26 protein-coding genes are annotated in these 25,614 nt (G+C 57.3%); 16 read left to right on the top strand and 10 right to left on the bottom strand.

The window, feature by feature from the left end:
- Positions 1 to 7 precede the first annotated feature (7 nt).
- Together BMW97_RS09315 and BMW97_RS09310 are read left to right on the top strand one after the other, a co-directional pair.
- Entirely contained in the window at positions 8 to 2,623 is a 2,616-nt protein-coding gene (locus BMW97_RS09315; RefSeq protein WP_045909796.1) for a DUF2339 domain-containing protein, read from the top strand.
- Positions 2,620 to 4,005, top strand: coding sequence for a DUF3999 domain-containing protein (locus BMW97_RS09310; protein WP_090392654.1), 1,386 nt, complete (start codon positions 2,620 to 2,622; stop codon positions 4,003 to 4,005). Before BMW97_RS09315 ends, BMW97_RS09310 begins: the two co-directional genes overlap by 4 nt.
- A gap of 43 nt (positions 4,006 to 4,048) precedes the next feature.
- Here BMW97_RS09310 and BMW97_RS09305 read toward each other — a convergent pair whose 3' ends face one another.
- Positions 4,049 to 4,651: a peroxiredoxin gene (locus tag BMW97_RS09305; RefSeq protein WP_008503347.1), complete on the bottom strand. Its 603-nt coding sequence runs from the start codon at positions 4,649 to 4,651 to the stop codon at positions 4,049 to 4,051.
- A gap of 127 nt (positions 4,652 to 4,778) precedes the next feature.
- A complete protein-coding gene (gene acpH / locus BMW97_RS09300) occupies positions 4,779 to 5,360 on the bottom strand; it encodes an ACP phosphodiesterase (protein ID WP_045909794.1) in 582 nt (193 codons plus the stop codon).
- Between the two features lie 92 nt (positions 5,361 to 5,452).
- Here acpH and queA point away from each other — a divergent pair, with 92 nt between their 5' ends.
- The 7 genes from queA (at position 5,453) to BMW97_RS09265 (ending at position 12,118) form a co-directional block, all read left to right on the top strand.
- Positions 5,453 to 6,523 (top strand): tRNA preQ1(34) S-adenosylmethionine ribosyltransferase-isomerase QueA, encoded by a 1,071-nt coding sequence (gene queA / locus BMW97_RS09295; protein WP_045909793.1) that lies wholly within the window; start codon positions 5,453 to 5,455, stop codon positions 6,521 to 6,523.
- A gap of 53 nt (positions 6,524 to 6,576) precedes the next feature.
- Positions 6,577 to 7,704, top strand: a complete 1,128-nt coding sequence (gene tgt / locus BMW97_RS09290; RefSeq protein ID WP_003859110.1) for a tRNA guanosine(34) transglycosylase Tgt — start codon at positions 6,577 to 6,579, stop codon at positions 7,702 to 7,704.
- Positions 7,705 to 7,726: 22 nt separating this feature from the next.
- Complete coding sequence (gene yajC, locus BMW97_RS09285; protein ID WP_003859109.1) at positions 7,727 to 8,059, top strand: preprotein translocase subunit YajC; 333 nt, start codon at positions 7,727 to 7,729, stop codon at positions 8,057 to 8,059.
- Positions 8,060 to 8,086: 27 nt separating this feature from the next.
- Positions 8,087 to 9,934: a protein translocase subunit SecD gene (gene secD / locus BMW97_RS09280; RefSeq protein ID WP_072052285.1), complete on the top strand. Its 1,848-nt coding sequence runs from the start codon at positions 8,087 to 8,089 to the stop codon at positions 9,932 to 9,934.
- A 10-nt stretch (positions 9,935 to 9,944) separates the two neighbouring features.
- Entirely contained in the window at positions 9,945 to 10,916 is a 972-nt protein-coding gene (gene secF / locus BMW97_RS09275) for a protein translocase subunit SecF (protein ID WP_045909791.1), read from the top strand.
- 141 nt (positions 10,917 to 11,057) lie between these two features.
- Positions 11,058 to 11,423: a VOC family protein gene (locus BMW97_RS09270; RefSeq protein ID WP_008503341.1), complete on the top strand. Its 366-nt coding sequence runs from the start codon at positions 11,058 to 11,060 to the stop codon at positions 11,421 to 11,423.
- A 14-nt stretch (positions 11,424 to 11,437) separates the two neighbouring features.
- Positions 11,438 to 12,118, top strand: a complete 681-nt coding sequence (locus BMW97_RS09265; protein WP_045909790.1) for a helix-turn-helix transcriptional regulator — start codon at positions 11,438 to 11,440, stop codon at positions 12,116 to 12,118.
- An 88-nt stretch (positions 12,119 to 12,206) separates the two neighbouring features.
- Here the strand turns inward: BMW97_RS09265 and BMW97_RS09260 are convergent, their stop codons facing one another.
- Together BMW97_RS09260 and BMW97_RS09255 are read right to left on the bottom strand one after the other, a co-directional pair.
- Positions 12,207 to 13,070: a nucleoside-specific channel-forming protein Tsx gene (locus BMW97_RS09260; RefSeq protein ID WP_045909874.1), complete on the bottom strand. Its 864-nt coding sequence runs from the start codon at positions 13,068 to 13,070 to the stop codon at positions 12,207 to 12,209.
- A 270-nt stretch (positions 13,071 to 13,340) separates the two neighbouring features.
- Positions 13,341 to 13,880: a SadB/YajI family lipoprotein gene (locus BMW97_RS09255; RefSeq protein ID WP_045909789.1), complete on the bottom strand. Its 540-nt coding sequence runs from the start codon at positions 13,878 to 13,880 to the stop codon at positions 13,341 to 13,343.
- Between the two features lie 152 nt (positions 13,881 to 14,032).
- Between BMW97_RS09255 and nrdR the strand changes: the two genes are divergently transcribed.
- The 5 genes from nrdR to thiL all read left to right on the top strand — a co-directional run bounded on the left by nrdR (position 14,033) and on the right by thiL (position 17,638).
- On the top strand, positions 14,033 to 14,482 hold the full coding sequence (nrdR, locus tag BMW97_RS09250; protein ID WP_008503337.1) for a transcriptional regulator NrdR: 450 nt from the start codon (positions 14,033 to 14,035) through the stop codon (positions 14,480 to 14,482).
- Between the two features lie 4 nt (positions 14,483 to 14,486).
- Positions 14,487 to 15,590, top strand: coding sequence for a bifunctional diaminohydroxyphosphoribosylaminopyrimidine deaminase/5-amino-6-(5-phosphoribosylamino)uracil reductase RibD (gene ribD / locus BMW97_RS09245; RefSeq protein ID WP_045909788.1), 1,104 nt, complete (start codon positions 14,487 to 14,489; stop codon positions 15,588 to 15,590).
- Between the two features lie 87 nt (positions 15,591 to 15,677).
- Positions 15,678 to 16,148, top strand: a complete 471-nt coding sequence (ribE, locus tag BMW97_RS09240) for a 6,7-dimethyl-8-ribityllumazine synthase (protein ID WP_006176874.1) — start codon at positions 15,678 to 15,680, stop codon at positions 16,146 to 16,148.
- A gap of 21 nt (positions 16,149 to 16,169) precedes the next feature.
- Entirely contained in the window at positions 16,170 to 16,589 is a 420-nt protein-coding gene (gene nusB / locus BMW97_RS09235; protein WP_006809908.1) for a transcription antitermination factor NusB, read from the top strand.
- A 77-nt stretch (positions 16,590 to 16,666) separates the two neighbouring features.
- Positions 16,667 to 17,638, top strand: a complete 972-nt coding sequence (thiL, locus tag BMW97_RS09230; protein WP_045909787.1) for a thiamine-phosphate kinase — start codon at positions 16,667 to 16,669, stop codon at positions 17,636 to 17,638.
- 62 nt (positions 17,639 to 17,700) lie between these two features.
- Here thiL and BMW97_RS09225 read toward each other — a convergent pair whose 3' ends face one another.
- The 4 genes from BMW97_RS09225 to xseB all read right to left on the bottom strand — a co-directional run bounded on the left by BMW97_RS09225 (position 17,701) and on the right by xseB (position 21,766).
- Complete coding sequence (locus BMW97_RS09225; RefSeq protein WP_045909786.1) at positions 17,701 to 18,675, bottom strand: aldo/keto reductase; 975 nt, start codon at positions 18,673 to 18,675, stop codon at positions 17,701 to 17,703.
- Between the two features lie 61 nt (positions 18,676 to 18,736).
- A complete protein-coding gene (gene dxs / locus BMW97_RS09220; RefSeq protein ID WP_045909785.1) occupies positions 18,737 to 20,599 on the bottom strand; it encodes a 1-deoxy-D-xylulose-5-phosphate synthase in 1,863 nt (620 codons plus the stop codon).
- Between the two features lie 24 nt (positions 20,600 to 20,623).
- Positions 20,624 to 21,523, bottom strand: a complete 900-nt coding sequence (gene ispA, locus BMW97_RS09215) for a (2E,6E)-farnesyl diphosphate synthase (RefSeq protein ID WP_045909784.1) — start codon at positions 21,521 to 21,523, stop codon at positions 20,624 to 20,626.
- The gene (gene xseB / locus BMW97_RS09210) at positions 21,524 to 21,766 is read right to left on the bottom strand and encodes an exodeoxyribonuclease VII small subunit (protein ID WP_045909783.1); all 243 of its coding nucleotides are present in this window, start codon (positions 21,764 to 21,766) and stop codon (positions 21,524 to 21,526) included.
- 191 nt (positions 21,767 to 21,957) lie between these two features.
- Here xseB and thiI point away from each other — a divergent pair, with 191 nt between their 5' ends.
- Complete coding sequence (gene thiI, locus BMW97_RS09205) at positions 21,958 to 23,406, top strand: tRNA uracil 4-sulfurtransferase ThiI (protein WP_045909782.1); 1,449 nt, start codon at positions 21,958 to 21,960, stop codon at positions 23,404 to 23,406.
- A gap of 120 nt (positions 23,407 to 23,526) precedes the next feature.
- On the opposite strand, the gene yajL is transcribed toward thiI, so the two are convergent.
- A complete protein-coding gene (gene yajL / locus BMW97_RS09200) occupies positions 23,527 to 24,120 on the bottom strand; it encodes a protein deglycase YajL (protein WP_045909781.1) in 594 nt (197 codons plus the stop codon).
- The gene (gene panE / locus BMW97_RS09195; RefSeq protein WP_023616113.1) at positions 24,083 to 24,994 is read right to left on the bottom strand and encodes a 2-dehydropantoate 2-reductase; all 912 of its coding nucleotides are present in this window, start codon (positions 24,992 to 24,994) and stop codon (positions 24,083 to 24,085) included. Before panE ends, yajL begins: the two co-directional genes overlap by 38 nt.
- A gap of 121 nt (positions 24,995 to 25,115) precedes the next feature.
- Between panE and BMW97_RS09190 the strand changes: the two genes are divergently transcribed.
- Positions 25,116 to 25,607, top strand: a complete 492-nt coding sequence (locus tag BMW97_RS09190) for a YajQ family cyclic di-GMP-binding protein (RefSeq protein ID WP_023293165.1) — start codon at positions 25,116 to 25,118, stop codon at positions 25,605 to 25,607.
- Positions 25,608 to 25,614 lie beyond the last annotated feature (7 nt).

Genomic DNA, 25,614 nt, shown 5'->3' with positions numbered 1-25,614 from the left:
TGGAAACATGGACGAGCTTTACATCCTTGGCTGTTTATTCCTGGTTTTTGCGCTGCTGGTTGCGCCCGTGCTTGCGGTTATCGGGTTTAATCGCAGTACGGCGGCGCGGCAGGAGATTGCCCGGCTGCGCCAGCGCATAGAGGCGCTTGAGCAGCGCGGCGTGCCTGAGAACGCGCCGGAACCGGTGCAGGCCGCCGCGCCGGAGGCTATGACCGCGCCGGTGGTGGAAGACGCTCCCGCACCTGTCGACCCCTGGCGCCCCGATATTCCCGCTGCGGTGGCAGAACCCGCTCAGGCTCCTGCGCCGGTGGCAAAACAGCCTTCAGCCTTTGGCGGCATCCTGACGTCGCTGGCGCGCTGGTTCATGCAGGGTAATCCGCTGGCGAAGCTGGGGATCCTGCTGCTCTTCCTCGGCCTCTCTTTCCTGCTGCGCTATACCGTCGAGCATTCCCTGTTCCCGCTTGAGCTGCGCCTCGTGGCAACCGCGCTGTTTGCCATTGTTCTGCTGGCAGTCGGGTGGCGACTGCGGCACAGGCAGCGCGTCTATGCGCTGATCCTCCAGGGCGGAGCGACCGGCGTGCTCTACCTGACGGTGTTTGGCGCCTTCCGGCTCTGGCAAATGCTGCCGATGACGCTGGCCTTTGCGCTGCTGGTGGTGATTTGCGCGGCGAGCGTCGGGCTGGCGGTGCTGCAGAAGGCGCTAAGCCTTGCCATGCTGGCGAGCCTCGGCGGCTATCTTGCCCCGCTCCTCTTGTCTACCGGGGGCGGCAGCTTTGTCGCGCTGTTCTCTTTCTACCTCCTGCTGTCCATCGGCATTCTTGCTATCAGCATCTGGCAGCACTGGCGCGAGCTGAACCTGCTCGGGCTGCTGTTCACGTTCGGCGTGGGCGGCCTGTGGGGGCTGAATGACTACCAGCCTGAAGACTATTGGATTTGCCAGCTGTTCCTGATTGCCAATACGCTGATATTCGGCGTGCTGAGCGTGGCGCTGTCGCTGCGGGCGCAGGAGAAAGGGAAGCAGATCGTTGACGGCGTGCTGCTGTTTGCCCCGCCGCTGATCGGCTTCGGGATGCAGTACGGCATGACCCGGTACTGGGAATATGGCCCCTCGCTGAGCGCGCTGGGATACGGCGCATTTTATCTCACCCTCGCGTACCTCGCGCTGCGGCGCTATCCCTCCCTCGGACGGCCGCTGGTCATGGCGGCGCTGGCGATCGGCGGCGGGTTTGCCACGCTCGCCATTCCGCTGGCGCTGTCGGCGCGCTGGACGGCAATGGCCTGGGCGCTGGAGGGGCTGGGTATCCTCTGGCTGGGCGTGCAACAGCAGCAGCGGCGGATGAGCTATAGCGGGACGGCGCTGCTGGTGCTGGCGCTCGGCAGCGCGCTGTGGGCGCAAACAAACGGCGTTACGCCGCTGAGCCTGCTCCTTATCTTCGCCATCCTTAGCCTTTGCTGGCTGGCTGCGGCCTGGCTGTGGCGGACTCTCTTCCTGCCGGTCAGTTGGGCGCTGCTGGCAGGTGGTCTGCTGTTCTGGCTCGTGGCGCTATTGGGCGCATCGCGGCTGGCATTGACGAAGGAATTACCGATTCTGGCGGGCGTGCTGGCGCTGACGGCGGCGTCGGCCTGGGGCTGGCGGCAGGTGGCCGCTCGTCTGGCGTGGCGAGAGCTGGACGCCAGCAAATGGCTGCTCTGGCCGGTTATGCTGCTGATGGTGGGTTATCAGCTCTGGCACCAGCAGATCGTCTCCGCCGACTGGTCAAACCTGGCCTGGTGCGTTGCGCTTCCTGCCGCGCTAATGCTGCTGCGGCGCGACGGCGAAAGACTCCTGCCGCGCATCGCGATGGGGCTGCATCTGTCGCTGTTCTGGATGATTTTACTGGCGCTGGCCGCCGAGCTTTACTGGTTTGCCCGGTCCCTGCCGTGGGGCATGGCGGCCTGGGGTAGCGGACTGGCGATGGCTGCAGGCGGCGGGGTGATTATGGCGCTCTCTGCTGCGGTACGGCGTCGCGTGTGGCCGTTCCGGGAGTGGCCTGCGCTCTACGCCTGCCTGGCACCGATTCCCGTAGTCGTGGCGCTGCTGGTATTGTTGGTGGTGACCAATTTCCAGGACGGCGTGGTCTATCGTCAGACCTGGCTGCCGCTGGTGAACCCGCTTGAGGAAGGTGCCGCGTTCGCGTTGCTGGGTCTGGTGGTCTTTTATCGGGCGGTGGATCGCTACTACCCGGCGTGGCTTGTGCAAGCGCGCCCGTGGCCTGCCGTCGCGCTCATGGCGTTTGGCTTCTGGTGGCTAAACGGTGCGCTGATGCGCGCCCTGGCCTGGTACGGCGACGTGGCCTGGAATATGGCATCGCTGTGGGATTCGCGGCTTATCCAGACCAGCTTTGCCCTGTTCTGGATGTTGAGCGCGCTGGTAGTCATGATCCATGCCACCCGTCGGGCTTCCCGGCAGGAGTGGCTCTGCGGTGCCGCGCTGCTGGGTGTGGTGATGGTTAAGCTGATGCTGGTGGACAGCGCGGGCGGAGGCGGTCTGTCGCGCGCGGTGGCGTTTATCGGCGTGGCGATACTGGTGCTGATAGTGGGCTATTTCTCGCCGCTACCGCCAAAAACAGGAGATGAAAAATGAAATGGATGAAAGCGGTAGCGTGTACCGCGCTGCTGGCGCTTTCCGGCCCGGCGTTCTGCGACGAGGTACCCGTGGAATCGCCCCGGGACTATGCCTTTGGTCGTTCACTCGACACGTCCGTTCCTTCCCGGTGGTATCGGGTGATGCTGCCGCTTGCCGTCTATGAGCAGAGCACGTCAGCGGATCTGCATGATGTTCGCGTCTTTAACCAGTCGGGCGAGCCGGTTCCCTTTAGCCTGATCGCCGCAACGCGCCCGCAGGACACAGCGCACTCCACGGCGCTGCGTCTCTTTCCGCTGGACGCCTCGCCGCTCGCGGCTGGCTCAGACGCCGGTGACAGCGATAAGATCCTGCTCCGTTCCCGAAACGGCGTTGAGATTGTGCTGGAGGGGCAAAAAGCCGCCGCCGCCGGGCAACATTACCTGCTGACCTTGCCGGAGCAGACGACGGGTGAGCTGGCCATATCCCAGCTGCAGCTGCTCTGGAATACCCCGCAGTCGCCCTGGCAGGGAACGGCGTCGGTCTACTACAGCGAGGATCTTAAGCGCTGGTATACCCTACGCGAAGATATGCCACTGCTGGACGTCGCCAGCGGTCAGGATCGCCTTAAGCTCGATCGGATCGATACCGATACGGTTTTATCTCCCGAGGCGAATCGCTATCTCATGGTGGTGCTGAATACGCAGAGCAAGGGGATAACGTTGACCGGCGTAAACGCAATCAGCGCACCTGCGCAGGCGGCCCCGGAAGAGATCAATCTTGAGGGGGAAGGGGAGCCGCTATCGACAAGCGAAGCGCAGTGGCGCTGGGCGCGCCCGCAGCCGCTGAGTGCTGTCAGCATTTCGCTGAACGGTGATGGTGTCCTTCCCGTGGAGATCGCGTGGCGCAGTACGGAAAAAGACGCATGGCACCCCCTGAAAAAAGAGGTGATTTACCGTCTGGAGGGAAAAACGTCCGGACCGGTTTCGCTTAGCGGGGGCCTGGTGCAGGCCGTGAAAATCACGACGCTGAATGCGCGTCTGCCAGAATACCTGCCGAGCGTCACGGGGCATCGCGACCGCTATGACCTGGTGTTCAACGCGCAGGAGAAAGCGCCGTACGTGCTTGCCTGGGGCAACGGCGCCGCAAAGCCTGCCAGCGTAGAGCCCGACATGCTGATCCCCGCCGACCTGCGTAAGACCTATGCTATGGCGAACCTGCCGCAGGCCGACATAGTGGATGACGTTGCGTTAGGCGGCGAGGAGCGTCTGACCGCTACCTCTGCGGCCGATCGGGCGAGCTGGATGAACGCCCTGCTGGTGTGGGGCGTGCTGATTGCGGGCGTGCTCCTGCTGGCGGGCATGGCCTGGCGCATCTGGCGGGAAACGCAGCGTAAGGCATAAAAAAAGGCCCGCATAAGCGGGCCTTTCTCGTAAACCGTGCCGATTACAGGCTGGATACGTTCTCAGACAGGTATTTAGCCACGCCGTCTGGGGAAGCAGCCATACCTTCTTTACCTTTTTCCCACTGAGCCGGGCACACTTCGCCGTGCTCTTCGTGGAACTGCAGCGCGTCAACCATGCGCAGCATTTCGTCGATGTTACGACCCAGCGGCAGATCGTTCACAACCTGGTGACGAACGATGCCGTTCGCGTCGATCAGGAAGGAACCGCGCAGCGCAACGCCAGCGTCCGGATGTTCGATACCGTAAGCCTGCTGGATTTCGCGTTTGATGTCCGCAACCATTGCGTATTTCACCGCACCGATGCCGCCTTTGTCGACAGGGGTGTTACGCCATGCGTTGTGTACAAATTCAGAGTCGAAGGAGACGCCAACCACTTCTACGCCACGCTTCTGGAATTCTTCATAACGTTTGTCGAACGCGATCAGCTCAGACGGGCAAACGAAAGTGAAGTCCATTGGCCAGAAGAACAGAACGGTCGCTTTACCGTTGGTGTGCTGTTTGAAGTTGAAGTTTTCAACGATTTCACCGTTGCCCAGAACTGCTGCAGCTGTAAAATCCGGAGCCGGACGAGTTACCAGAACCATATGATTCTCCTGTAGATACTAAGGTTATTTGGAACGCAACGCGAGCCAGTATAGAGAGTGTTCATGGATAAGACAAAGAGGTGGTGACAATCGTTCCGCCAGCTTTTACCTATCAATACGAATTCTGTCAGAGCTGTTTGTTTTTCGCCTGCGCCATCATGCGGGGATAGAACTGCCAGAAGCGGGTCTCCAGCGCATCGTAATGTTCATCCAGGTCATACCAGGAATCCCGCAGCGCGTCCAGTCGCGGGCGACGGCTCGCCATCCCATTTAACACGTTCTGGATGAAGTCCATCTCGCGATAGCGCTCCAGCCAGCGTTCCGACCACAGATAGTTGTTCAGATTGACAAAGCGCGGCGGCGAGTCGGGCAGAATGATCGACACCTGCTGGTGGGCATAGCGCACAAATTCGGGCAGGGGTAGCTCCGGCGACAGCTGCTCCCAGTGGCGCGACAGGAAGTGATCCCACATCACGTCGAGCGTGATCGGCGCAACGCGGCGTGTTTCAGGGCGGAACCACGCTTTGGCTTCCGTCACTTCCGGCAGTTTATCCGTCAGCACGTCGATGCGGCGGTGCATAAAAATCCCGTCGACAACCTCAGGGGCGTAGTCTTCTGCGGGATTACCGCGTACGAAATCGGCCAGCAAATTGCCCGAGAGGGAGCTGTCAGCGAGGTGCGCGAGATGCAGGTGAGCGAGAAAATTCATGCGTTTTATTTGTCCGGGGGCGGCTAGTTGTTGCAGCAAAAGGGTGTGAGCACTAGACTATGCCGCCTGTTTTTAAGTCACGAGTATACGTCATGCGCGTCGCCGATTTCTCCTTTGAACTACCTGAATCCCTGATTGCTCACTATCCCATGCCTGAACGCAGCAGCTGTCGCTTACTGTCACTGGATGGGCCAACGGGCGAGCTGACGCACGGTACTTTCACCGATTTGCTCGACAAGCTCAACCCTGGCGATCTGCTGGTCTTTAACAATACCCGCGTGATCCCGGCGCGCCTGTTTGGCCGTAAGGCCAGCGGCGGCAAGATTGAAGTGCTGGTCGAACGTATGCTCGATGATAAACGTATTCTGGCACATATTCGCGCCTCCAAAGCCCCGAAGCCGGGCGCGGAGCTGCTGCTGGGCGATGATGAGAGCATCAAGGCGACCATGACCGCGCGCCACGACGCGCTTTTCGAAGTGGCGTTTAACGACGAGCGCACGGTGCTTGATATCCTGAACGCCATCGGCCACATGCCGCTGCCGCCGTATATTGAGCGTCCGGACGAAGAGGCCGACCGCGAGCTGTATCAGACCGTCTACAGCCAGAAGCCTGGCGCGGTCGCGGCCCCAACGGCAGGTCTGCACTTTGATGAGCCGCTGCTGGAAAAACTGCGCGCGAAAGGCATTGAGATGGCGTTCGTGACGCTGCACGTCGGCGCGGGTACCTTCCAGCCGGTGCGCGTGGACAGCATTGAAGATCACATCATGCACTCTGAGTATGCTGAAGTGCCTCAGGACGTGGTGGACGCGGTGCTGGCGGCGAAAGCGCGCGGCAGCCGCGTCGTGGCGGTCGGTACGACGTCTGTGCGCTCACTTGAGAGCGCCGCGCAGGCAGCGAAGAACGATCTTATTGAGCCATTCTTTGGCGATACGCAGATCTTTATCTACCCAGGCTACCAGTACAAAGTGATTGATGCGCTGGTGACCAACTTCCATCTGCCTGAATCGACGCTGATTATGCTGGTCTCCGCATTCGCGGGTTATCAGCATACGATGAATGCCTACAAGTCTGCGGTAGAACAAAAATATCGCTTTTTTAGCTACGGTGACGCGATGTTTATCACGTACAATCCGCAGGCTTTGAATGAGCGTGTCGGGGAATAAGTCCGCGGCACCGTGTTACAACGTTGGACTGTTTTTCTGACGTCGGAGAAAAAATGAAATTTGAACTCGATACCACCGACGGTCGCGCGCGTCGCGGTCGCCTGGTGTTTGATCGCGGCGTGGTGGAAACCCCCGCGTTTATGCCTGTGGGCACGTACGGTACCGTAAAAGGGATGACGCCGGAAGAAGTTGAAGCCACTGGCGCGCAGATTATCCTCGGCAACACCTTCCACCTCTGGCTGCGTCCGGGCCAGGAGATCATGAAGCTCCACGGCGACCTGCACGACTTCATGCAGTGGAAAGGCCCTATCCTGACCGACTCCGGCGGCTTCCAGGTCTTCAGCCTGGGCGATATCCGCAAGATCACCGAGCAGGGCGTTCACTTCCGTAACCCGATCAACGGCGATCCGATTTTCCTCGATCCCGAAAAATCAATGGAGATTCAGTACGATCTCGGCTCTGACATCGTGATGATCTTCGACGAATGCACGCCGTATCCGGCCGACTGGGACTACGCCAAGCGTTCTATGGAAATGTCTCTGCGCTGGGCGAAGCGAAGCCGTGACCGTTTTGACTCCCTGCAGAACAAAAATGCGCTGTTCGGCATTATCCAGGGCAGCGTTTACGAAGATTTACGCGATATCTCGGTTAAAGGTCTGGTAGAGATAGGTTTTGATGGCTACGCTGTCGGCGGTTTGGCTGTGGGTGAGCCGAAGGAAGACATGCACCGTATTCTGGAACATGTCTGCCCGCAAATCCCGGCGGATAAACCACGATACCTGATGGGCGTGGGTAAACCGGAAGATCTGGTTGAAGGCGTACGCCGCGGCATTGATATGTTCGACTGCGTCATGCCAACCCGCAACGCGCGTAACGGCCATTTGTTCGTTACCGATGGCGTGGTGAAAATCCGTAACGCGAAGCATAAGAGTGACACCAGCCCGCTCGATTCCGAGTGCGATTGCTATACCTGTCGCAATTATTCTCGCGCGTACCTGCATCATCTCGATCGTTGCAATGAGATTTTGGGCGCGCGTCTCAATACCATTCATAATCTTCGTTATTATCAGCGCTTAATGGCTGGTTTACGTAAGGCTATCGAAGAGGGTAAATTAGAGAGCTTCGTGACCGATTTCTACCAACGTCAGGGGCGGGATGTTCCACCGTTGAACGTTGATTAATTTTAATAATGAGGGAATTTGAATGAGCTTTTTTATTTCTGATGCGGTAGCGGCAACAGGTGCTCCAGCGCAGGGCAGCCCGATGTCTCTGATTCTGATGCTGGTTGTGTTCGGTCTGATCTTCTACTTCATGATCCTGCGTCCACAGCAGAAGCGCACCAAAGAGCACAAAAACCTGATGAACTCCATTGCGAAAGGCGATGAAGTGCTGACTAACGGTGGTCTGGTCGGTCGCGTAACCAAAGTGGCTGAAAACGGCTACATTGCTATCGCCCTGAACGACACCACTGAAGTGGTCATCAAACGTGACTTCGTAGCTGCCGTTCTGCCGAAAGGCACCATGAAGGCGCTGTAATCCCAACTTTTCCCAAAGGGAACTGCCGTGTTAAACCGTTATCCTTTGTGGAAGTACATCATGCTGGTCGTCGTGATTCTCGTCGGCCTGCTGTACGCGCTTCCCAACCTGTATGGTGAGGATCCGGCTGTTCAAATCACTGGCGCGCGCGGTGTCGCCGCCAGTGAGCAAACGCTGATCCAGGTCCAGAAAACGTTACAAGAAGAAAAAATTACCGCTAAGTCTGTGGCTCTGGAAGAGGGGGCAATTCTTGCTCGCTTCGACACCACCGACACGCAGCTCCGCGCACGTGAAGCGCTGATGGGCGTGCTGGGTGATAAATACGTCGTGGCGCTTAACCTTGCCCCTGCAACCCCGCGTTGGCTGGCTGCGATGAATGCAGAGCCAATGAAACTCGGTCTTGACCTGCGTGGCGGCGTTCACTTCCTGATGGAAGTGGATATGGATACCGCGCTCGGCAAGCTGCAGGAACAGAATATCGACAGCCTGCGCAGCGATCTGCGTGATAAAGGCATCGCTTACACCACCGTGCGTAAAGAAGATAACTACGGCATGAGCATCACGTTCCGCGACAGCGCGGCGCGCGATCAGGCTGTAGATTACCTGACCCAACGTCACCGTGACCTGGTGATCTCCTCGCAGGGCAGCAACCAGCTGCGCGCGGTGATGACCGATGCGCGTCTGAAAGAAGCGCGTGAATATGCCGTTCAGCAGAACATCAACATTCTGCGTAACCGTGTAAACCAGCTGGGTGTGGCTGAGCCGCTGGTGCAGCGCCAGGGTGCTGACCGTATCGTGGTTGAACTGCCGGGTATCCAGGATACCGCGCGTGCGAAAGAGATTCTGGGGGCGACCGCCACGCTGGAATTCCGTCTGGTCAATTCCAATGTCGATCAGTCCGCTGCCGCAGCAGGCCGTATTCCGGGTGATTCCGAAGTGAAACAGACTCGCGAAGGTCAGCCTGTTGTGCTGTACAAACGCGTGATTCTGACCGGTGACCATATCACCGACTCCACCTCGAGCCAGGACGAATACAACCAGCCGCAGGTTAACATCTCGCTCGATAGCGCGGGTGGTAACATCATGTCGAACTTCACCAAGGACAACATCGGCAAGCCGATGGCAACCCTGTTCGTGGAGTACAAAGACAGCGGTAAGAAAGATGCGAATGGTCGTGCGGTGCTGGTGAAAGAGGAAGAGGTGATTAACATCGCCAACATCCAGTCTCGTCTGGGTAACAGCTTCCGTATTACCGGTATTAGCAACCCGAACGAAGCGCGTCAGCTCTCTCTGCTGCTGCGTGCCGGTGCGCTGATTGCGCCAATTCAGATTGTTGAAGAACGTACCATTGGTCCAACGCTGGGGATGCAAAACATCCAGCAGGGCCTGGAAGCGTGTCTGGCCGGTCTGGTGGTCTCTATCCTCTTCATGATCTTCTTCTATAAGAAGTTTGGTCTGATTGCGACCTCCGCGCTGATCGCGAACCTGGTGCTGATTATCGGCATTATGTCCCTGCTGCCGGGGGCGACGCTGACCATGCCGGGTATTGCGGGTATCGTTCTGACCCTTGCGGTGGCGGTCGACGCCAACGTACTGATTAACGAACGTATCAAAGAAGAGTTGAGCAACGGTCGCTCTGTTCAGCAGGCGATTGATGAAGGTTATAAAGGCGCGTTCAGCTCTATCTTCGATGCGAACGTAACAACACTGATTAAGGTTCTTATCCTGTATGCAGTGGGTACTGGCGCGATCAAAGGCTTTGCGATTACAACCGGTATCGGTGTCGCAACGTCAATGTTTACCGCTATTGTCGGCACCCGTGCCATCGTGAACCTGCTGTACGGCGGCAAGCGCGTCAAAAAGCTGTCTATCTGAGGAGTGCGTTGTGGCACAGGAATATACTGTTGAACAATTGAACCACGGCCGTAAAGTCTGGGACTTTATGCGCTGGGACTACTGGGCCTTCGGCATTTCAGGTTTCCTGCTGATTCTGTCCATCATCATTATGGGCGTGAAAGGCTTTAACTGGGGTCTCGATTTCACCGGTGGTACGGTTATCGAGATCTCCCTGGAAAAACCGGTCGATATGGACCAGATGCGCGAATCGCTGCAGAAAGCGGGCTTTGAAGAGCCGCTGCTGCAGAACTTCGGCAGCAGCCGCGACATCATGGTGCGTATGCCGCCGGTGCACGATGCCAACGGCAGCCAGGAGCTGGGCAGTAAGGTTGTTAACGTGATTAACGAAACAACCAGCCAGAACGCAGCGGTTAAGCGTATTGAGTTCGTCGGCCCAAGCGTGGGTGCTGACCTGGCGCAGACCGGCGCGATGGCGCTGCTGGTGGCGCTGATTTCCATCCTGGTGTACGTCGGTTTCCGCTTTGAGTGGCGACTGGCGGCCGGTGTGGTTATCGCCCTGGCGCACGACGTGGTGATCACCATGGGCATACTGTCTCTGTTCCACATTGAGATTGACCTGACGATTGTGGCATCCCTGATGTCCGTTATCGGTTACTCACTGAACGACAGTATCGTGGTATCTGACCGTATTCGTGAAAACTTCCGTAAGATCCGTCGCGGTACGCCGTACGAAATCTTTAACGTGTCGTTGACCCAGACGCTGCACCGTACCTTGATCACCTCCGGTACTACCCTGATGGTGATCCTGATGCTGTTCCTCTTCGGTGGTCCGGTACTGGAAGGCTTCTCGCTGACCATGTTGATTGGTGTCACCATCGGTACGGCGTCGTCTATCTACGTCGCGTCCGCCCTGGCACTAAAACTCGGCATGAAGCGCGAGCACCTGCTCCAGCAGAAAGTCGAGAAAGAAGGGGCGGATCAGCCGTCCATTCTGCCGTAAGGCGACGTTTAGCGCGTTATCGAAATCCCGGTCGGTTGACCGGGATTTTTTTTTCTCCTCCTGACAAACACTCCTGACAGTATGCTGTCAGGAGCCCTGTCGTAGACTCCTTCTGAACCCAAACAACAGGCAGGAGGATGTATGAAAAGCGTCATTAACTGGTTTGAAATTCCGGTCTCGGATATGGATCGCGCGATTAAATTTTATGAGCCGGTGATGCAGCTTGCGCTGCGTCGCGAGAAAATGGACTGTGCGGAGCTGGCGGTTTTCCCGCATGAAGATCCCGCCACCGGAGGCGCACTGGCAAAATTTGACGGCGTTACACCGTCTTTGCAGGGCGCTATTATTTACCTGCATACTGACAATCTGGCGGCCACGCTCGATCGCATAGCCTCTGCGGGCGGCGAGTGCGTATTTGGCCCGCTGGAACTGCCGCATGGCATTGGCACTATCGCCTTGTTTACCGACAGCGAGGGTAACCGCGTCGGGCTCCATCAACCTGCCTGAGAGCGGACTAAGATATGACCCGACGCGCTGACCGTTTGTTTCAGATTGTGCAGATCCTGCGGGGCAGGCGTCTGACAACGGCAGCGCATCTGGCGGACCGGCTTGGCGTGTCTGAGCGTACGGTCTATCGCGATATCCGCGACCTGTCGCTTTCCGGCGTGCCGGTGGAAGGTGAGGCGGGGAGCGGATATCGGCTCATGTCGGGCTTTGACCTGCCGCCGCTGATGCTGACAAATAAGGAGTCCGAGGCGCTGATCGTCGCGATTCGCCTGCTCAAAACCTGGGGTGGGGAATCGCTGTCGCGCGAGCTGGAGTCGGCTCAGGAAAAGGTGCTGGCGATTCTGCCCGAGGAAAGTCGTCGAAAGGCGGAGCAGACGCGAATCTACGCCCCGGATTTTTGCATGCAAAGCCACTCCCGCAGCGACTTTGACAGGATTCATCAGGCGATTTCCGGCCAGCAGGTGCTGGCGCTGCATTACCGTGATGAAGCAGGACAGCTGTCTAATCGTGAGGTTCAGCCGCTGGGGCTGTTCTTCTGGGGAGAGCGCTGGCTGCTGGCCGCGTGGTGTGAACGGCGCGATGACTATCGATGTTTCCGGCTCGACAGATGCCTCAATATTGTGACTACGGAAAGGCGGTTTAGCGAGAGTGCGGACAGGTCTTTGGCGGATTTTTTGCGGAAGGTGAGGCAGTAAAAAGCCGGGTGGCGGCTACGCCTTACCCGGCCTACATTTGGGTCGTAGGCCCGGTAAGCGTAGCGCCACCGGGCGAAACATGCACTGATTAGAAGTTGTAACCGACAACCAGGTAACCACCCCAACCGGTTGATTTAGACGTGAAGTCACCATCACCCCAGTTCAAGGTATCCCCACCTTTCCACTGGCCACCGTTATGGAAATAACGCGCGACGACAGAGTAGTGCCAGTGATCATAGTTCAGGGCCAGAACGTGGCTGGACGCGATAGAGTTGCTGGTACGGTTCTTGTCATCACCCAGATCTGAGCCCCAATCGAAGTTGGTGAAGCCGATATAGGTCAGCTGGCCACCCCAAACCTGAGTGATTGGCACAAAGTATTTTACTTTGAAACGGTAGCCATCCCACTCATTTTCATTTGAAGCGCCATAGTTCTGCCACTGGTATTTAGCATACACGTTCAGAGACAGCCCCATTGGCAGACCTGTGTCGATGTCTGTACCCAGACCCATGTACCAGGTGCTCTGACGGCTGCCTTTGTTATCACCCATATCGTAGATGTAGTTGTTGGCGAAATACCATTCTTTGAACGGACCAAAGCTCAGGTCGGTACCCGTCAGTTTATCAATAGAGAAACGCGGTTCAATTTCCATGAACATCGGGGAACCGTCGGACCAGATACCTTTGTCGTTACCGTTACCCCAGTCAAAGGTCTTTGGAATATCGATGTAGCCGTAGAAATCAAACCAGTCTTTTTTAGCAAACGCTTCGTATTCCAGATAAACGTCGTTGTTCAGCTTCGGAGAAAAGCGCGTGTGGTAGCTGCCCACCACGTTAACGCTCTGGTGCCACCAGTCGGAGAGGTATTGTGGTTTGTCGTTTTCCGCTGCGTTAACAGTGAAAGAAGAGGACAGTGCCAGCACGGCGCCAGCTGCGAGTAATGTTTTTTTCATAATCATGCCACTGATTGAAATTCCCTTCCGGGAGTGAAAAATGCGCGAATTGCGTTTCTAAATATTTCGTGTTTCTGCGGTGCCTATTATAGGAATCCCTGCTCACAAAAATATGTGTTGTTTCACATATCTCTCACACGCGTAATCGATTGCGTTCACGTTTGCGTACTTTAAACGGCCGGGATTGTAGCGGCAATCATTTATGTTGCCAATCCATACGAAATGTAAATGTTAGCGGAGTGACATTTCACTCCGCTAAAAAGGAGGGGATTAGTGCGCGGCGGGTTGAATGTCGTGAATGCGGATAAAGCCTAACTGTTCCGGCGTAAGGCCGCTTAACTGAAGCGGAATATCCACATCGCTTGGTGCTAAAACACTGGCCGGGGCGGTGAAGAGCTGATTCTTCACGTTCACCTCCTGGTAATTCTCCGTGGTGCCCTGGATCTGGCCCCACTCGACGGTGCCGCTGAAGGCCGGAAGCGGATCGTTGGACTCTCCCTGGATGCGTAATGTTGCGCGAGTACCATCTGCATTCGCCGCCACATTCACCAGAGACATTTTTAGCGTGCCGATCTGACTATTGAGCCGCGCAGGCGTATTCGCGCCCGGCAGCAGATAAACCCCGCTACTGGATTTGGCGTTCAGCGCGTTTTGCTGGGTGATTTTCACCGTTTCTTTGTTCAGTTTGTCCATCGCCGTATTGAGCGTATTGACGCTCTGTTTCAACTGGCGGACTTCGGTTTGCTGTGCACAGGCGCTAAGGGTGAAGAGGCTCCCCACCAGCAATATTTTCAGGTAACGTCTTGTCATTGCGTTTATTTCCTTGAAATAACGGATCGTCCTAATGGTAGCCAGCATCATTGTGTCAGACATAGATCCTTTGTCTCAAAAAGCTCTTCCTTTGTTGTCAGGCCAGATCAGGGTAAAATGAAAATCAGTTAACCAGATAACAGGGATACCGTATGCATTGCCCATTCTGCTCCGCTGTGGATACCAAAGTCATCGACTCTCGCCTGGTGGGCGAAGGGTCATCCGTACGCCGTCGTCGGCAGTGTCTGGTGTGCAACGAGCGTTTTACGACCTTTGAGGTGGCAGAGCTGGTCATGCCGCGCGTGGTAAAAAGTAACGACGTGCGTGAGCCGTTTAACGAAGAGAAACTGCGCAGCGGAATGCTGAAGGCCCTTGAAAAACGTCCTGTCAGCGCGGACGACGTGGAGATGGCGTTAAACCACATAAAATCTTACCTTCGTGGTTTGGGTGAGCGAGAAGTGCCGAGCAAAATGATCGGTAACCTGGTGATGGAGCAGCTGAAAAAGCTCGATAAGGTCGCCTATATCCGCTTTGCCTCGGTCTACCGCAGCTTCGAAGATATCAAAGAGTTTGGCGAAGAGATCGCCCGCTTACAGGATTAAGCTCATGCACGATGAGATGTACATGGCGCGAGCCATGAAGCTGGCGCAGCGCGGTCGTTTTACGACCCATCCCAACCCGAACGTCGGGTGCGTTATCGTTAAAGATGGCGAGATCGTGGGGGAGGGCTTTCACTATCGCGCAGGCGAACCGCATGCTGAGGTTCATGCGCTGCGCATGGCCGGCGAGAAGGCGCGCGGTGCGACGGCCTACGTTACGCTGGAGCCCTGCAGCCATCACGGGCGTACGCCGCCGTGCTGCGACGCGTTGATTGCCGCGGGGGTTTCGCGCGTGGTCGCATCGATGCAGGATCCGAATCCGCAGGTGGCCGGACGGGGTCTGTATCGCCTGCAGCAGGAAGGCATTGACGTCAGCCATGGCCTGATGATGCAGGACGCGGAAGCGCTCAACAAAGGTTTCCTGAAGCGCATGCGTACCGGGTTCCCGTATATCCAGCTTAAGCTGGGCGCCTCGCTGGACGGTCGTACGGCGATGGCAAACGGCGAGAGTCAGTGGATCACATCGCCACAGGCAAGGCGCGATGTGCAACGTCTGCGCGCGCAAAGCCATGCTATTCTCACCAGCAGTGAAACCGTTCTGGCTGACGATCCGGCCATGACCGTGCGCTGGGACGAGCTGAATGCCGATACCCAGGCCCTGTACCCGCAGGAGAACCTGCGTCAGCCGCTGCGTATTATCATTGATAGTCAGAACCGCGTGACGCCAGAGCACCGCATCGTCCAGCAGCCGGGTGAAACCTGGATTGCCCGCACGAAGGACGATACGCGCACATGGCCGGAAGGCGTGCGCAGCATCATGGTGCCGGAGCATAACGGCCATCTGGATCTCGTGGTGCTGATGATGCTGCTCGGCAAGCAACAAGTGAACAGTATCTGGGTGGAAGCGGGGCCAACGCTCGCCGGTGCGCTCTTACAGGCCGGACTGGTGGATGAACTGCTTGTTTACGTTGCGCCTAAACTGTTAGGTCACGACGCGCGCGGCCTGTTTGTGCTGCCCGGCCTTGAAAAACTGGCCGATGCACCACAACTCAAATTCAGCGAGATTCGTCCGGTAGGTCCGGATGTCTGCCTCCACTTAACGACAGCGTAATTGCTCCCGAAATAGGGAAGCAGTGCGCAAAGTATTATGATAAAATCCGCCCCCCTGCGGGGCCAAATGAACCCGTAAAGGAAGAGTATGAACATTATTGAAGCTGCTGTAGCTACCCCGGACGCTCGCGTCGCCATCACCATTGCGCGTTTCAACAACTTCATCAACGACAGCCTGCTGGAAGGTGCCATTGACGCCCTGAAACGTATCGGCCAGGTTAAAGATGACAACATTACCGTTGTTTGGGTTCCAGGCGCTTACGAACTGCCACTGGCGGCGGGCGCGCTGGCGAAAACCGGTAAATACGACGCGGTGATTGCGCTGGGTACCGTTATTCGTGGCGGCACTGCGCACTTCGAATACGTTGCGGGCGGTGCAAGCAATGGTCTGGCACACGTGGCGCAGGATGCTGAAATTCCTGTCGCGTTCGGCGTGCTGACTACCGAAAGTATTGAACAAGCCATCGAACGTGCTGGCACCAAAGCCGGTAACAAAGGTGCAGAAGCTGCACTGACCGCGCTTGAAATGATCAATGTATTGAAAGCCATCAAGGCCTGATTTTTTTGTAAGGGGAATTCCGTGAAACCTGCTGCTCGTCGCCGCGCCCGTGAATGTGCCGTCCAGGCACTTTACTCCTGGCAGTTGTCCCAGAACGACATCGCTGATGTTGAATACCAGTTCCTGTCAGAACAGGACGTGAAAGACGTTGACGTTCTGTACTTCCGTGAACTGCTGTCGGGAGTGGCGACTAATAGCGCGTATCTCGATGGTCTGATGAAACCTTACCTGTCCCGTCTGCTTGAAGAGCTGGGTCAGGTAGAAAAAGCAGTGTTGCGTATCGCGCTGTTTGAGCTGTCTAAACGTGATGATGTGCCGTACAAAGTGGCCATTAACGAAGCGATCGAACTGGCGAAAACCTTCGGTGCTGAAGACAGCCACAAGTTTGTAAACGGCGTACTTGATAAAGCAGCACCTGCGATCCGTCCCCACAAAAAGTGATCCGCAAACCGGAGTTCTGCATTGCCTGACGGGCAGTGCGGCTCCGGTTTTTTCTTTTATTTGCTGAGGCATAACGTATGGCATGCGGCGAATTTTCCCTGATTGCCCGTTATTTCGACCGTGTCAGAACCTCTCGTCTTGATGTTGAAACCGGCATCGGCGATGACTGTGCACTTCTCAATATTCCCGAAAAACAGACGCTGGCAATCAGCACCGACACCTTAGTGTGCGGACGTCATTTTTTACCGGATATCGATCCTGCCGATCTGGCGTATAAGGCGCTGGCGGTTAACGTCAGCGATCTGGCGGCGATGGGGGCCGATCCCGCGTGGTTAACCCTGGCGCTAACGCTGCCAGAGGTAGACGAAGTCTGGCTTGAAGCCTTTAGCGATGCGCTGTTTGAGCAGCTTAACTACTACGATATGCAGCTGATTGGCGGTGATACCACTGCCGGGCCGCTGTCGATGACGCTGGCGATCCACGGGTATGTGCCGCTCGGCCGCGCGCTGAAGCGCTCAGGCGCAAAACCCGGCGACTGGATCTATGTGACCGGTACGCCGGGCGACAGCGCGGCGGGGCTGGCGATCCTCCAGGATCGCTTAACCGTGAAGGATACCGACGATGCGGCGTATCTGGTGAAACGCCATCTGCGCCCGACGCCGCGTATTCTGCACGGTCAGGCGCTGCGCGAGCGGGCAAGCTCGGCTATCGATCTCTCTGACGGGCTGATCTCCGACCTCGGCCATATTCTGAAGGCCAGCGGTGTCGGCGCGCGCGTTGACCTGGATCTGTTCCCGCTGTCAGAGGAACTGCTTCGTCATGTCGAACCTGAGCAGGCGCTGCGCTGGGCGCTGTCCGGTGGCGAAGATTATGAGTTGTGCTTTACCGTTCCGGAGCTGAACCGCGGAACGCTCGACGTGGCATTAGCGCACCTCGGCGCGAAATTCACCTGTATCGGGCAGATCATGCCGGAGAGTGAAGGGCTGAAGTTTGTGAAAGACGGTGAGCCGGTTACGCTGGACTGGAAAGGGTACGATCACTTCGCGTGAGTTTGTGCGCTCTGTATTGCCGGGGGGCGGTTCCGCCTTACCCGGCCTACAAAAGATGGGGGTTACTTAAACCCCACCACCGGATGCTGCTGATACGGCGTCTCCAGCTCGGCAACCTGCTCCGGCGTCAGCGTGATATCCACTGCATTCAGCAGTTCGTCAAGCTGCTCTTCCCGGGATGTGCCGATAATCGGCGCCGCGACGCCGCGTTTACCCAGCAGCCATGCCAGCGCTACCTGGGCGCGGGTTGCGCCGGTATCGTCGGCAATTCCGGCTAAGCGTTCAGCGATCAGGGCATCGCTGGCCTCTGTTCCTTCGTAGAGATTTTTTCCCACTTCATCCGAGACCAGACGGGCCGTGGTTTCTCCCCACGGACGGGTCAGGCGGCCGCGCGCGAGCGGGCTCCACGGGATCACCGCCACGCCCTCCTGATGGCACAGCGGCAGCATCTCACGTTCTTCTTCACGGTAGATCAGATTGTAGTGGTCCTGCATGGTGACGAAGCGCGCCCAGCCGTGCTGTGCCTGCAGATCCAGCGCCTGAGCAAACTGCGAGGCATGCATAGACGACGCGCCGATATAGCGCGCTTTACCGGCTTTGACGACGTCGTTGAGTGCTTCCAGCGTCTCCTCAATGGGCGTGTTGTAATCCCAGCGGTGAATTTGCAGCAGGTCGACGTAATCCATGTTCAGACGCCTGAGGCTATCATCAATGGAACGCAGGATCTGCGCGCGAGAAAGGCCCTGAGCCAGGTCGCCCACCGGATAGTACACCTTGGTGGCAACCACGATGTCTTCCCGACGGGCAAAATCACGCAGGGCGCGGCCGACAATCTCCTCGCTGCTGCCGTCGGAATAGCTGTTGGCGGTGTCAAAGAAGTTAATGCCGCCCTCGATGGCGCGTTTGATAATCGGACGGCTGCTCTCTTCCGGCAGCGTCCAGGCGTGGTTTCCCCGATCGGGTTCGCCAAAGGTCATGCATCCCAGACAAAGCCGGGATACCTTAAGGTCTGTTTTTCCTAATGTTGTGTATTGCACGGTCCGCTCCTGCTGTTTAAACAATACGTTTAAGCATAGCAGGAGCGGAAAAGGGGAGGGTTCAGTCCAGCCAGGCGCGGATTTTAGCTTCGATACCGGCAGCGTCCAGGCCAATCGCCGCGCGGGCTTCGTCCTGGGTACCTTGCGGGATGAAATGGTCCGGCAGGCCGAGGTTCAGCACCGGAACGGCTTTACGGTTTGCCATCAGCACCTCGTTCACGCCGCTGCCCGCACCGCCCATAATCGCGTTCTCTTCCAGCGTGACCAGCACGTCATGCGCCTCAGCCATACTCAGGATCAGGGATTCGTCGAGCGGTTTCACAAAGCGCATATCGACCAGGGTGGCGTTCAGCGTTTCAGCCACTTTCGCCGCCTCAGGCATCAGCGTGCCGAAGTTCAGAATCGCCACTTTTTCACCGCGACGTTTGACCAGACCTTTACCGATCGCCAGCTTCTCCTGCGGCTGCAGCTCAACGCCCACCGCATTGCCGCGCGGGTAGCGAACGGCGCTAGGGCCATCCTGATAGTGGTAGCCGGTAAACAGCATCTGACGACATTCGTTCTCGTCGCTTGGCGTCATGATCACCATATCCGGAATGCAGCGCAGGAACGACAGGTCAAACGCGCCCTGGTGCGTCTGGCCGTCGGCGCCGACGATGCCCGCACGGTCAATTGCAAACAGCACCGGCAGCTTCTGGATCGCCACGTCGTGGATCACCTGATCGTAGGCGCGCTGCAGGAAGGTGGAATAGATAGCGACAACCGGTTTGTAGCCGCCGATCGCCAGGCCCGCTGCAAACGTCACCGCGTGCTGCTCGGCAATGGCCACGTCGAAATACTGGTCAGGGTATTTTCTGGAGAACTCCACCATGCCGGAGCCTTCGCGCATGGCTGGGGTGATCGCCATCAGCTTGTTGTCTTTTGCGGCGGTTTCGCACAGCCAGTCGCCGAAGATTTTTGAATAGCTCGGCATGCCGCCGCTGCTTTTCGGCAGACAGCCGCTGGACGGGTCAAATTTCGGTACCGCGTGGAAGGTAATCGGATCTTTTTCCGCCGGTTCGTAGCCACGCCCTTTTTTGGTCATGATGTGCAGGAACTGCGGGCCTTTCAGGTCACGCATGTTCTTGAGCGTGGTCACCAGTCCCAGCACGTCATGGCCGTCAACCGGGCCGATATAGTTAAAGCCCAGCTCTTCAAACAGGGTGCCCGGCACGACCATGCCTTTGATGTGCTCTTCGGTACGCTTGAGCAGCTCTTTGATCGGCGGTACGCCGGAGAAGACTTTCTTGCCGCCTTCACGCAGCGAGGAGTAAAGCTTGCCGGAGAGCAGCTGCGCCAGATGGTTGTTCAGCGCGCCAACGTTTTCGGAAATCGACATTTCGTTATCGTTAAGCACAACCAGCATGTCCGGCTTGATGTCGCCCGCATGGTTCATGGCCTCAAAGGCCATACCGGCAGTGATGGCGCCGTCGCCAATCACGCAGACGGTGCGGCGCTGCTTGTTCTCTTTTTCGGCAGCAACGGCAATCCCGATGCCCGCAGAAATAGATGTGGAGGAGTGCCCGACGCTCAATACGTCGTACTCGCTTTCCCCGCGCCACGGGAACGGGTGCAGACCGCCTTTCTGACGAATAGTGCCAATTTTATCGCGACGTCCGGTCAGAATTTTGTGCGGATAAGCCTGGTGACCCACGTCCCAGATCAGCTGATCGAACGGCGTGTTATAGACGTAGTGCAGCGCCACGGTCAGCTCTACCGTGCCAAGCCCGGAGGCGAAATGGCCGCTGGAGCGGCTTACGCTGTCGAGCAGGTAGCGACGCAGTTCGTCGCACAGCTTCGGCAGGCTCTCTTTCGGCAACAGACGTAACTCCTGGGTGGAGTCAACTAACGCCAGTGTCGGGTATTTGGCAATATCAAAACTCATCAAAGGCTCATCGAGATATATAGTTTATTTATCACGCTGGATTATATAGTCCGCTAGCGCTTCCAGTGCCGAGGTATCCAGCGATTGCGCGGCCAGCTGATTCAGCGACTGGCGGGCATCGTCAATCAGATCCCGGGCTTTACGTTGGGCTTGCTCAAGACCCAGCAGGGCGGGGTAGGTACTTTTGCCAAGCTGCTGGTCTGCACCCTGACGTTTACCCAATGTTGCAGTATCGCCCACCACATCCAGAATGTCATCCTGAACCTGAAATGCCAGACCGATACTTTCTGCGTATCTGTCCAGAATCGGCAGGGCTTTGCGCCCTTGCTCACCCGCGCTCAGCGCGCCCAGGCGAACGGCTGAACGAATCAATGCCCCGGTTTTATGGCGATGAATACGCTCCAGCTGTTCCAGATTAACCTGACGTCCTTCGGCTTCAAGATCCAGGGCCTGTCCGCCGCACATGCCCGCCACGCCGCTGGCCATGGCCAGTTCGGAAATCATTGCCAGACGGTCACGGTCAGCCACTTCGGCCATCGGCGCATCGCTCAGAATCGAGAACGCCAGCGTCTGCAGGGCATCACCCGCCAGAATGGCATTCGCTTCGCCAAACTTGATATGGCAGGTGGGTTGACCCCGACGCAAGTCGTCGTCGTCCATGGCCGGGAGATCGTCGTGGATCAGCGAGTAGGCATGGATGCACTCAACGGCGGCTGCTGGGGCGTCCAGCGTGTTATCACTGATGCCAAACATGTTGCCTGTGGCGTACACCAGGAACGGGCGCAGGCGCTTTCCACCCAAGAGTGCGCCATAGTGCATGGCTTCAACCAGTGGAGTGTTCTGAAAAGGCTGTGGCGCAATAAAACGGCGCAGGGCGTCGTTGGCGCGCACGACACGCGCCTGAAGCTCGTTGGCAAAATCCATTTACTCGGCGTCCGGTGTGAAAGGCGTGGTTTTCGCCTCTTCGCTGTCGGACAGCAGGATCTGCACGCGCTGTTCGGCCTGTTGCAGCTTAACCTGACCCTGGCGCGCCAGCTGGACGCCGCGCTCGAATTCGTTGAGCGCCTCTTCCAGCGGGAGATCGCCGCTCTCGAGGCGGGTAACAATTTGCTCCAGTTCACTCAGCGCAGTTTCGAAACTGGCCGGTGCGTCGTTCTTCTTCGGCATAGTGAATTGACTCTTATATTCTTCGCCCCGACATGGTAACGGACTCGGGCGGATAAGCAAATAACGCGCAATGTGCACAGGAGCGGCGCGATGGTGGTATACTTGCGCGCCTGGATGCAGCCACGGGTGTGGGCTGCTGTACTCTTTTCCATTACAAGCCTTAACAGGCTTGCCTAAGAAACATTGCCGCCATGAAGTTTATCATTAAATTGTTCCCTGAAATCACCATCAAAAGCCAATCTGTGCGTTTGCGCTTTATTAAAATTCTCACCGGGAACATTCGTAACGTATTAAAGCACTACGACGAAACCCTCGCCGTGGTGCGCCACTGGGACCACGTTGAGGTCCGTGCCAAAGACGAAAACAAACGTCAGGATATTCGCGACGCCCTGACCCGTATTCCGGGTATCCACCATATTCTGGAAGTGGAAGATGTCCCGTTCAGCGATATGCACGACATCTTCGAGAAAGCGCTGGTTCAGTACCGCGACCAGATCGAAGGCAAAACCTTCTGCGTGCGCGTAAAGCGTCGCGGCAAGCACGAGTTCAGCTCCATTGAAGTGGAGCGTTACGTCGGCGGCGGTTTGAACCAGCACGTTGAGACGGCGCGCGTGCGTCTGACCAACCCGGATGTGACCGTTAATCTGGAGATCGAAAACGATCGCCTGCTGCTGGTGAAAGGCCGCTATGAAGGCATCGGCGGCTTCCCGATCGGCACCCAGGAAGATGTTCTGTCCCTGATCTCCGGCGGCTTTGACTCCGGTGTCTCCAGCTATATGCTGATGCGCCGCGGCTGCCGCGTACATTACTGCTTCTTCAACCTGGGCGGCGCGGCGCACGAGATCGGCGTTCGTCAGGTGGCGCATTATCTGTGGAACCGCTTCGGCAGCTCCCACCGCGTGCGTTTCGTGGCAATCAATTTCGAACCGGTGGTCGGCGAGATTCTGGAGAAAGTGGACGACGGCCAGATGGGCGTCATCCTGAAGCGCATGATGGTCCGTGCGGCGTCCAAAGTGGCTGAACGCTACGGCGTGCAGGCGCTGGTCACCGGCGAAGCGCTGGGCCAGGTCTCCAGCCAGACGCTGACCAACCTGCGCCTGATCGACAACGTGTCTGATACGCTGATCCTGCGTCCGCTGATCTCTCACGATAAAGAACACATCATCGATCTGGCGCGCGAAATCGGCACCGAAGATTTTGCCCGCACCATGCCGGAATACTGCGGCGTGATCTCAAAAAGCCCAACGGTGAAAGCGGTGAAGGCGAAGATCGAAGCGGAAGAAGAGAACTTCGATTTCAGCATTCTGGATAAAGTGGTGGAAGAAGCGTCCAACATTGATATCCGCGAGATCGCTCAGCAGACCGAGCAGGACGTGGTTGAAGTGGAGACCGTGAGCGGTTTCGGCGCGAACGACGCGATTCTGGATATCCGCTCCATTGACGAGCAGGATGACAAACCGCTGCAGGTGGAGGGTGTGGAGGTGGTTTCTCTGCCGTTCTATAAGCTGAGCACGAAGTTTGGCGACCTCGACCAGAGCAAAACGTACCTGCTGTGGTGTGAGCGTGGGGTGATGAGTCGCCTGCAGGCGCTGTATCTGCGCGAGCAGGGCTTTGCGAATGTGAAGGTGTATCGTCCGTAGCGTGCGGCCTGATGCCCTCACCCCGACCCTCTCCCACAGGGAGAGGGCGCAAACATTAAAAACGGCAACCTTTGGTTGCCGTTTTGCTTTTACCTCGCGCCACCCGGCTTTTTTTATGCACTACTCTTCATAGTAATTATAAATCCCCGCTGGCATCACCAGTGATGACGCCACTTCGTACGCCTTCTCGCGCCCGACCAGCAGGTCGATAATCTTTAAGCCAAAATCAATCGCGGTGCCCGGGCCCTGGCTGGTCAGCAGGTTGACGCGCGGATCCCAGACGACGCGTTTGTCCACCCACTGATCTTCCGGAATGGTGTCTTTCAGCCCCGGGAAGCCGGTCATATTGCCGATGGGGAAAATGTCGTGCGGAACCAGCACCGTTCCGGCGGCGGCGCAGATTGCCGCGACAATGCGCCCGGATAAATGAAACTGACGCACGGTCTCAACCAGCAGCGGGCTGTCGCGAAAATACTCCGCGCCCTTCAGGCCACCGGGCAGGACGATGATGTTGTAATCCCCGTCGGCCACCTGCACGAGCGGAGCATCGGCCAGCAGCTTCACGCCGCGCGAGCAGGTAATCGCCAGGCTGCCGTCGCTGGCGACGCTGGCGGTTGTCACGTTAATACCGCCGCGCACCATCAGATCAATGGTGGTGACCGCTTCCATCTCTTCGCTACCAGGGGCGAGGCAGATCAGTGCCGACGCGCTCATATTCACTCTCCTTACGTTTAACCAGGTCATACAGACGGGCGTTTTCCGGCACCGCGATGCCGTGCGCGCGGGCGCGTTTTAGCAGATAGCCGGTGATGTAGTCGATCTCCGTGTGGCGTAATGCCCGAACATCCTGCAGCATCGAGGAGATGTTCTCAGCCGTACTCTCGATAACCTGCTCGACATAACAGCGCAAATCGTCTGCCGAGGTATGCAGGCCTTCCCGCTCAACGACCGCCGCGACTTCCGCACAGAGCAGTGCAACCTCCTGAGGATGATTTTTCAGCTCTCCGTTCGGACAGTTCCACAGCGCCGTCAGCGGATTGATCACGCAGTTTACGGCCAGCTTGCGCCAGAGTTGTGGACGAATATGGTTATGCCAGGCCACGTCTGGCAGCACCTTCTGCAACACATCGGCAAGATAGCTATAGTCCCCATCCTGCGTTCTGGCAGGGCCGATGTGGGTCACCCCGCTCGCGACATGCACGATGATGTTGCCGTCGCGACGGGCAGCGTGCGTGGTTGTCGCCATCAGCAGGGGCTGCGGAACGCTTTTCAGCTCGTCAAGGGTCCCCATGCCGTTATGCAGCAGCAGTATGGGCGAAGTGGGGGGGAGCTGGGCGGCCAGTGTCTTGACCGCGTCTGAAACCTGCCACGCTTTGAGCGTCACCAGTAAAAGGTCGCTTTGCGCCAGGAAATCAGGATCGTTCGCGGTGAGGGATTCGTTAAAGATGCTTCCGTCTTCACCAATCAGGTTTACACTGCAATAGGGCTGGGGCACGCGCAGCCAGCCCTGAACCTCATGTCCGTGCTTGCACAGCGCGGTCAGCCATAGCTGACCAAGGGCTCCACATCCGAGCACTGTAATTTTCATTGTTCCTCCTCACCTGCAACTGCGCCAGGTGTTACAGCTTAATTATACAGCTAAGCTTCTGTTGAGTTATGCCTCGTAGCGGGTATTATGCAACGCAACAAAAGTGAAGGGAGAAGAAAAGATGCCATCTTTCGATATTGTTTCCGAAGTTGATATCCAGGAAGTTCGCAACGGCGTTGAGAACGCAACCCGCGAAGTTGAGTCACGTTTCGATTTTCGTGGCGTTGAGGCGTCGTTTGAGCTGAACGACGCAAATAAGACCATTAAGGTGCTGAGCGAGTCTGATTTCCAGGTAAATCAGCTGCTCGACATTCTGCGCGCCAAGCTGTTAAAGCGCGGCATCGAAGGGACGTCTCTGGATGTGCCGGACGAGTTTGTTCACAGCGGTAAGAACTGGTTTGTGGAAGCCAAGCTGAAGCAGGGCATCGAGAGCGCGGTGCAGAAGAAGATTGTGAAGCTCATCAAAGACAGCAAGCTGAAGGTGCAGGCGCAGATCCAGGGCGAAGAGATTCGCGTGACCGGTAAGTCCCGCGACGACCTCCAGTCCGTGATGGCGCTGGTGCGCGGCGGCGATCTGGGGCAGCCGTTCCAGTTTAAAAACTTCCGCGATTAATATAAAA

The organism is Enterobacter sp. NFIX58 (genome assembly GCF_900110475.1).
Taxonomy (GTDB): Bacteria; Pseudomonadota; Gammaproteobacteria; order Enterobacterales; family Enterobacteriaceae; genus Enterobacter; species Enterobacter quasiroggenkampii.
Note: the sequence above shows the minus strand (reverse complement) of the source record. Positions and strands in the feature narration are given on the sequence as shown.